The organism is Streptococcus orisasini (assembly GCF_001431045.1).
GTDB classification, from domain to species: Bacteria; Bacillota; Bacilli; order Lactobacillales; family Streptococcaceae; genus Streptococcus; species Streptococcus orisasini.
This window is the reverse complement of record NZ_BCLE01000035.1, coordinates 51167-57611: the sequence shown is the minus strand read 5'-3', so window position 1 is coordinate 57611 and position 6445 is coordinate 51167. Positions and strand designations below refer to the sequence as shown.

5 protein-coding genes and 1 pseudogene are annotated in these 6445 nt (G+C 40.8%); all 6 read left to right on the top strand.

What is annotated here, in order from left to right:
• Nucleotides 1-189: pseudogene (locus SCSH_RS11385) on the top strand (hypothetical protein); the annotation flags it as partial.
• Nucleotides 101-718: a putative ABC transporter permease gene (locus SCSH_RS07965; protein WP_238581382.1), complete on the top strand. Its 618-nt coding sequence runs from the start codon at nucleotides 101-103 to the stop codon at nucleotides 716-718. The pseudogene SCSH_RS11385 and the gene SCSH_RS07965, both read left to right, overlap by 89 nt.
• 286 nt (nucleotides 719-1004) lie before the next feature.
• Nucleotides 1005-1268, top strand: coding sequence for a phosphocarrier protein HPr (locus SCSH_RS07960; RefSeq protein WP_003089104.1), 264 nt, complete (start codon nucleotides 1005-1007; stop codon nucleotides 1266-1268).
• 4 nt (nucleotides 1269-1272) lie between these two features.
• Entirely contained in the window at nucleotides 1273-3006 is a 1734-nt protein-coding gene (gene ptsP / locus SCSH_RS07955) for a phosphoenolpyruvate--protein phosphotransferase (RefSeq protein ID WP_057491354.1), read from the top strand.
• A gap of 182 nt (nucleotides 3007-3188) precedes the next feature.
• On the top strand, nucleotides 3189-4616 hold the full coding sequence (locus SCSH_RS07950; protein WP_057491353.1) for an NADP-dependent glyceraldehyde-3-phosphate dehydrogenase: 1428 nt from the start codon (nucleotides 3189-3191) through the stop codon (nucleotides 4614-4616).
• A gap of 113 nt (nucleotides 4617-4729) precedes the next feature.
• On the top strand, nucleotides 4730-6370 hold the full coding sequence (locus SCSH_RS07945; RefSeq protein WP_057491352.1) for a phosphoenolpyruvate carboxykinase (ATP): 1641 nt from the start codon (nucleotides 4730-4732) through the stop codon (nucleotides 6368-6370).
• The last annotated feature ends 75 nt before the right edge of the window (nucleotides 6371-6445 follow it).

Below are 6445 nucleotides of genomic sequence, written 5' to 3'. Positions count from 1 at the left end.
CCTTACTGTCCGGTCTATGGTTTTGCAGTAACTACTGTTTTGATTTTTACCAAACCTTTTCAAAATCATCTGCTTGGTCTTTTTTTTGAGCGGCATCGTCATTGCGACAGCTTTCGAGTATTTTGCCGGCTGGTTTTTAGAGACTTTCTTTCACATGAAATTGTGGGATTACAGTCAGGAGTTTGGTAACTTGAAAGGAAGGATTGCTCCTGCGATTTCTCTTTTTTGGGGAGTTGAGATTTTAATTCTGGTTCGCCTGATTCAGCCGAGCGTCATGGCAATTGTGCTTAGAATCCATGCTTGGTGGGCTGCCTTGATTGTCTTTCTAATGCTACTTGATTTTATTTGGACAGTAGCAGATACTGTCCAATTTCATAAGGCTGCCCTTGTTTTAGAAGAACATCTTCGAAAAGAGCGTGAAAACTTAAAAGAATCTGTCAAGCAAGAAGTAGATGATTTAGCGCAGCAAGCAGAGCTGTTTAGCCAGCGTTTGGCAGCATTTCACCTACATCTGAATGACTTTTTGCACGCCAAGAATATTCGGCCTTTTCGTTTTAATCAGCGCCGTCTTTTGAAAAATTACAGCAAGTTTAAAGAAATTGATGCTCCGTTCGTCACTGAGATCCGTAAGCAGGCCGCGTCATTTAAAAACAAGATAAAGAAAAATAGCTTGCTAGAATTGAGTAAGAAAAATTTAGAATCCATTTCAATACATTAGAGGTAGCGGTTATCGTGACATTTGTCACCACTTTGGTTTCTTTCTTAATGGTGAGTCAGGCAAAATTCTTTCAAAAAAGCAGTGCAGATTCTTTTCTTAAGAGCTCTGATGGCAAGTAGTAACCCCTGCTAAAAAGTTCTGTAAATTATTGAAAATGATTTGCATTATTCTTCCAATTTGTAACTTTAGTTCTTGAAAATCGAATTTCAATATGCTATAATCTAGAATTGTAAGGGTTATCATTAGGATAATTCAAAAAAACACATATTAAAAGGAGAACCATACTATGGCTTCAAAAGATTTTCACATTGTTGCAGAAACAGGAATTCACGCACGCCCAGCTACTTTGCTTGTGCAAACAGCAAGTAAATTCGCTTCAGATATTACACTTGATTACAAAGGAAAAGCTGTAAACCTCAAATCAATCATGGGCGTTATGAGCCTTGGTGTTGGTCAAGGTGCAGATGTTACAATCACTGCTGAAGGTGCAGATGCAGACGATGCAATTGCAGCTATTGATGAAACAATGACTAAAGAAGGATTGGCATAAAGATATGACAGAAATGCTTAAAGGAATTGCAGCATCTGACGGTGTTGCCGTTGCTAAGGCATATCTACTTGTCCAGCCGGATTTGTCCTTTGAGACAGTTTCTGTCGACGATACAAAGGCAGAAGAAGCTCGTTTGGATGCAGCTCTAGAAGCTTCTCAAAACGAGCTTTCTCTTATCCGCGCAAAGGCAGTAGATACCCTTGGTGAAGAAGCCGCAGCTGTATTTGACGCTCATTTGATGGTTCTTGCAGATCCGGAAATGATTGGTCAAATCAAAGAAACTATCCGTGCAAAACAAGTTAACGCTGAAAGTGCTCTTAAAGAAGTGACAGACATGTTTGTTACCTTGTTTGAAAACATGGAAGATAATCCTTATATGCAGGAACGTGCGGCAGACATTCGTGACGTTGCTAAGCGGGTTTTGGCTCATCTTTTGGGAGTTGAGCTGCCAAATCCGGCAACTATCAGTGAAGAATCAATTGTGATTGCACATGACTTGACTCCGTCTGACACTGCTCAGCTGGATGCTAATTTTGTTAAAGCTTTCGTAACTAATATTGGCGGCCGTACCAGCCACTCAGCTATTATGGCAAGAACACTTGAAATTGCTGCTGTGCTTGGTACAAATGACATCACTGAACGTGTTAAAAACGGAGATACTGTTGCTGTCAACGGTATCACTGGTCAGGTTATTATCAATCCAACTGATGAACAAATTGCAGAATTTAAAGCAGCTGGCGAAGCTTATGCTAAACAAAAGGCTGAATGGGCTCTACTTAAAGATGCTGAAACAGTAACTGCTGATGGTAAACATTTTGAATTAGCTGCTAATATCGGTACTCCTAAAGATGTTGAAGGAGTTAACAACAACGGTGCTGAAGCCGTAGGTCTCTATCGTACAGAGTTCCTTTACATGGATTCTCAAGACTTCCCAACAGAAGATGAACAGTATGAAGCTTATAAAGCTGTTCTTGAAGGGATGAACGGTAAACCAGTTGTCGTTCGTACTATGGATATTGGCGGAGATAAGGAACTGCCTTATTTCGATTTACCAAAAGAAATGAATCCTTTCCTTGGATTCCGTGCGCTTCGTATTTCTATTTCAGAAACAGGCAATCAAATGTTCCGTACACAGTTGCGCGCTCTTCTTCGTGCATCAGTGCATGGTCAATTGCGCATCATGTTCCCAATGGTGGCTCTTTTGACAGAATTCCGCAAAGCCAAAGGTATTCTTGAAGAAGAAAAAGCTAAATTGCTTGCTGAGGGTGTTGAAGTTGCTGATAACATTGAAGTTGGTATCATGATTGAAATTCCAGCAGCAGCTATGCTGGCTGATCAATTTGCCAAAGAAGTTGATTTCTTCTCTATCGGTACAAACGACCTCATCCAATACACTATGGCAGCTGACCGTATGAACGAACAAGTTTCATACCTTTATCAGCCATATAACCCATCTATCCTTCGCCTGGTTGACCGTGTTGTTAAAGCGGCACATGCTGAAGGCAAATGGGCTGGTATGTGCGGTGAAATGGCTGGTGACCAAACTGCTGTTCCATTGCTTGTGGGTATCGGACTTGATGAGTTCTCAATGAGTGCCACTTCAGTTCTGCGCACCCGCAGTCTCATGAAGAGACTTGACACCAAGAAGATGGAAGAACTTGCACAGCGCGCTCTTACAGAATGTGCTACTATGGAAGAAGTTCTTGAACTTGAAAAAGAATATATTGATTTTGATTAATCAAGACAAAAGATCGGGAAATATAATTTCCGGTCTTTTTTGCTTCTTAGTCAATAAGTTTCTAGGTAGATAAGGGGGAAGGACAGTTTTGTCTTAATTTTCTGAATTTTATCGTAACAAAAGATTGAAAAAAATCAAAAAAATGATAAAATAAGGATATTATAGTAAAAAGGAGATATACTTTGACAAAACAATACAAGAATTATGTCAACGGTGAGTGGAAACTCTCCCAAGATGAGATTAAAATTTACGCTCCTGCTTCGGGTGAAGAACTTGGTTCTGTTCCTGCTATGAGCACTGATGAAGTAGACTATGTCTATGCTTCAGCTAAGGCTGCCTTCCCAGCTTGGCGTGCACTTTCTTATGTGGAGCGTGCTAACTATATCCGCAAAGCGGCTGATATTTTGCAAAGCAAAGCAGAAGCAATCGGTTCTGTCCTTTCCAAAGAAATTGCTAAAGGACTTAAATCATCTGTAGGTGAAGTTACACGTACAGTAGAAATCATGGAATTTGCGGCTGCTGAAGGAGTTCGTACACAAGGTGAAGTTCTTGAAGGCGGAAGTTTTGAAGCTGCCAGCAAGAGAAAAATTGCTGTGGTTCGCCGTGAGCCAGTGGGTCTTGTTTTAGCAATTTCACCTTTTAACTATCCAGTGAATCTTGCCGGCTCAAAAATTGCTCCGGCGCTGATCACAGGAAATGTTGTTGCCTTTAAACCACCAACGCAAGGTTCTATTTCAGGCCTTCTGTTGGCAGAAGCCTTTGCAGAAGCCGGACTTCCAGCTGGTGTCTTTAATACTATTACCGGCCGTGGTTCTGTTATCGGTGATTACATTGTTGAGCATAAAGCTGTTGATTTTATCAACTTTACGGGTTCAACACCGGTTGGTGAAAATATCGGCCGTTTGGCAGGTATGCGTCCAATTATGCTTGAACTTGGCGGTAAGGATGCAGCAATCGTGCTTGAAGACGCAGATCTCGAACTGACAGCTAAAAATATCGTTGATGGTGCTTTTGGCTACTCAGGCCAACGTTGTACAGCTGTTAAGCGTGTGCTTGTGATGGACAGTATTGCAGATAAATTGGCTGAGCTTATTGTTGAACGGGTTTCTAATTTAACTATCGGTTTACCGGAAGATAATACTGATATCACGCCATTGATTGATACAAAGGCTGCTGATTATGTGGAAGGTCTTATCCTTGATGCCAAAGAACAAGGAGCAACAGCTCTTACAGATATTAAGCGTGAGGGTAATACAATCTATCCAACAGTCTTTGACCATGTCACTACAGATATGCGTTTGGCTTGGGAAGAGCCATTTGGTCCAGTACTGCCGATTATTCGTGTCCATTCAGCTGAAGAAGCTGTTCACATTGCTAATCAATCTGAATTTGGTTTGCAAAGTGCTGTTTTCACCAATGATTATCCATTGGCTTTCAAAATTGCAGAACAGCTTGAAGTCGGTACGGTTCATATCAATAATAAGACGCAGCGCGGTACAGATAACTTCCCATTCTTGGGTGCTAAAAAATCAGGTGTCAATACCCAAGGCGTTAAGTACTCTATCGAAGCTATGACTAGAATTAAATCAGTTGTATTTGATATCAAATAGATACTTATGAAACTCAGTTTTTGCTGAGTTTCATTTAATTTTCAAAAAAATGATAACGTTTACATATAAATGTGGTATAATAGTAAAGGATAATATTTTGAGGAGGAATAGTAATGGTCACACGACAACATTTTTCAGAAGAATCCATGCGTAAAAATAATCCTTATTTTTCAGCATTAAAGACAACTATCGAAACTGCTTTTTATGAAAATCATGTAGTTTCTCTAAAAGGTTTGGCAGAGGCTTACCGCTTAGCTGCTAAAGCTCCTAACACCATCGTTTTAGATACGCCTGTTGCTCACGCCGAAGATTTGGGTCTGCCACGGGATGCTAAAATCTTGTTGGAAAATTCAGGAGGTATTGTTGGCCGGACTGCTAAAGCTCGTCGGATTTTTGGACGTGATAGTGCAGAAGATGCTAAAATTTTGCAAATTGTGCGTGAAGCGATTTTCCAAGCTAGACACCGCACTTTTTATCGGGCAGATACCATCGTAGGTCTTGATGAAGCTTTCATGCTCCGTGCTCATTTGATGGTTCCGCAGGATGATATTAATAATCTTTATTCATGGCTGACAAACTTTCAAATGCTAAACGATACCTACCGTGCGCGTTTGAAAAACTCCAAACGCTATGAAGAAACGGATATTTATATCTTCTCAGATCCGGAATGGAGCCATCCAGACTATCCGGATGGATTGGTTTACTTTGACACCAACCACAACTGTGCAGCTATTTTGGGTCTTCACTATTTTGGTGAATTGAAGAAAGCTACGCTGACCTTGGCTTGGGGTACTGCTAATCGGAACAAGTTTGTTGCCTGCCACGGCGGTCTGAAAATTTTTGAAAAAGAAGGACTGAAACCGCATGTAGCTTCATTCTTTGGCCTGTCTGGCTCTGGTAAATCAACATTGACGCATGCAAAGCATGATGGTAAATACAATATTAATGTGCTGCATGACGATGCTTTTGTCATTTCAGAAGAGGATGGCTCAACAATCGCTCTCGAACCATCTTATTTTGATAAGACCAGTGATTATCCGGCAGGACACAGAGAACAAAAATATTTTGTAACCGTTCAAAACTGCGGTGCTGCTTTAGATAAGGAAGGCCATCTTCGTCTGGTAACAGAAGACGTCCGCAATGGTAATGGTCGGACAATCAAATCGCGTTTCTCAACACCAAACCGTGTTGACCGCATTAATGATCCTATCCAATCGATCTTTTGGATTATGAAGGATGACTCTCTGCCACCGCTCATCAGAATTACTGACCCTGTCATGGCTTCAACGATGGGCTGTACTCTGATTACGACACGTTCAACGGCTGAAAATACTTCAGACAGTCTGGATACCTTGATTATCGAACCTTATGCCAACCCATTCCGTGTTTATCCGCTAGTGGAAGATTATCTGAAATTCCAGCATCTGTTTGAATCAGGCGTTCAGTGTTATATTATCAATACAGGTTCTTACTTAGGTCAAAAAATTCCTAAAGAAACTTCTTTAGGCGTGATTGAACAGGTTGTAGATGGTACGGCAGAATTTAAGCCATTCGGTGCTGTCAAAGGCTTTGAATATCTGGCTTCGTCTGACTACAAAGTTCCTAATTTTGATCAGGCTTATGTCAAAATTATTCGTCAGCGGATGAAAGTACGCCTACAGTATTTGGAATCATTCAATCAAAAGAATCCAAAATCTGCCTTACCTGCAGAAGCTATCTCTCATTTGCAGGATGTCATTGATAATTTGAGTTAAGCATTTTTCGGTGAATGAATGCACAGAAATAATAAGAATGTGGGACAAGCGGCAACGGCCGCTTGTTTCTTTTTA

Bases quoted from the DNA above. Each gene is read 5' to 3' on its own strand.
- ptsP (WP_057491354.1), top strand. From the start codon at position 1,273: ATGACAGAAATGCTTAAAGGAATTGCAGCATCTGACGGTGTTGCCGTT.
- SCSH_RS07945 (WP_057491352.1), top strand. From the start codon at position 4,730: ATGGTCACACGACAACATTTTTCAGAAGAATCCATGCGTAAAAATAAT.
- SCSH_RS07960 (WP_003089104.1), top strand. From the start codon at position 1,005: ATGGCTTCAAAAGATTTTCACATTGTTGCAGAAACAGGAATTCACGCA.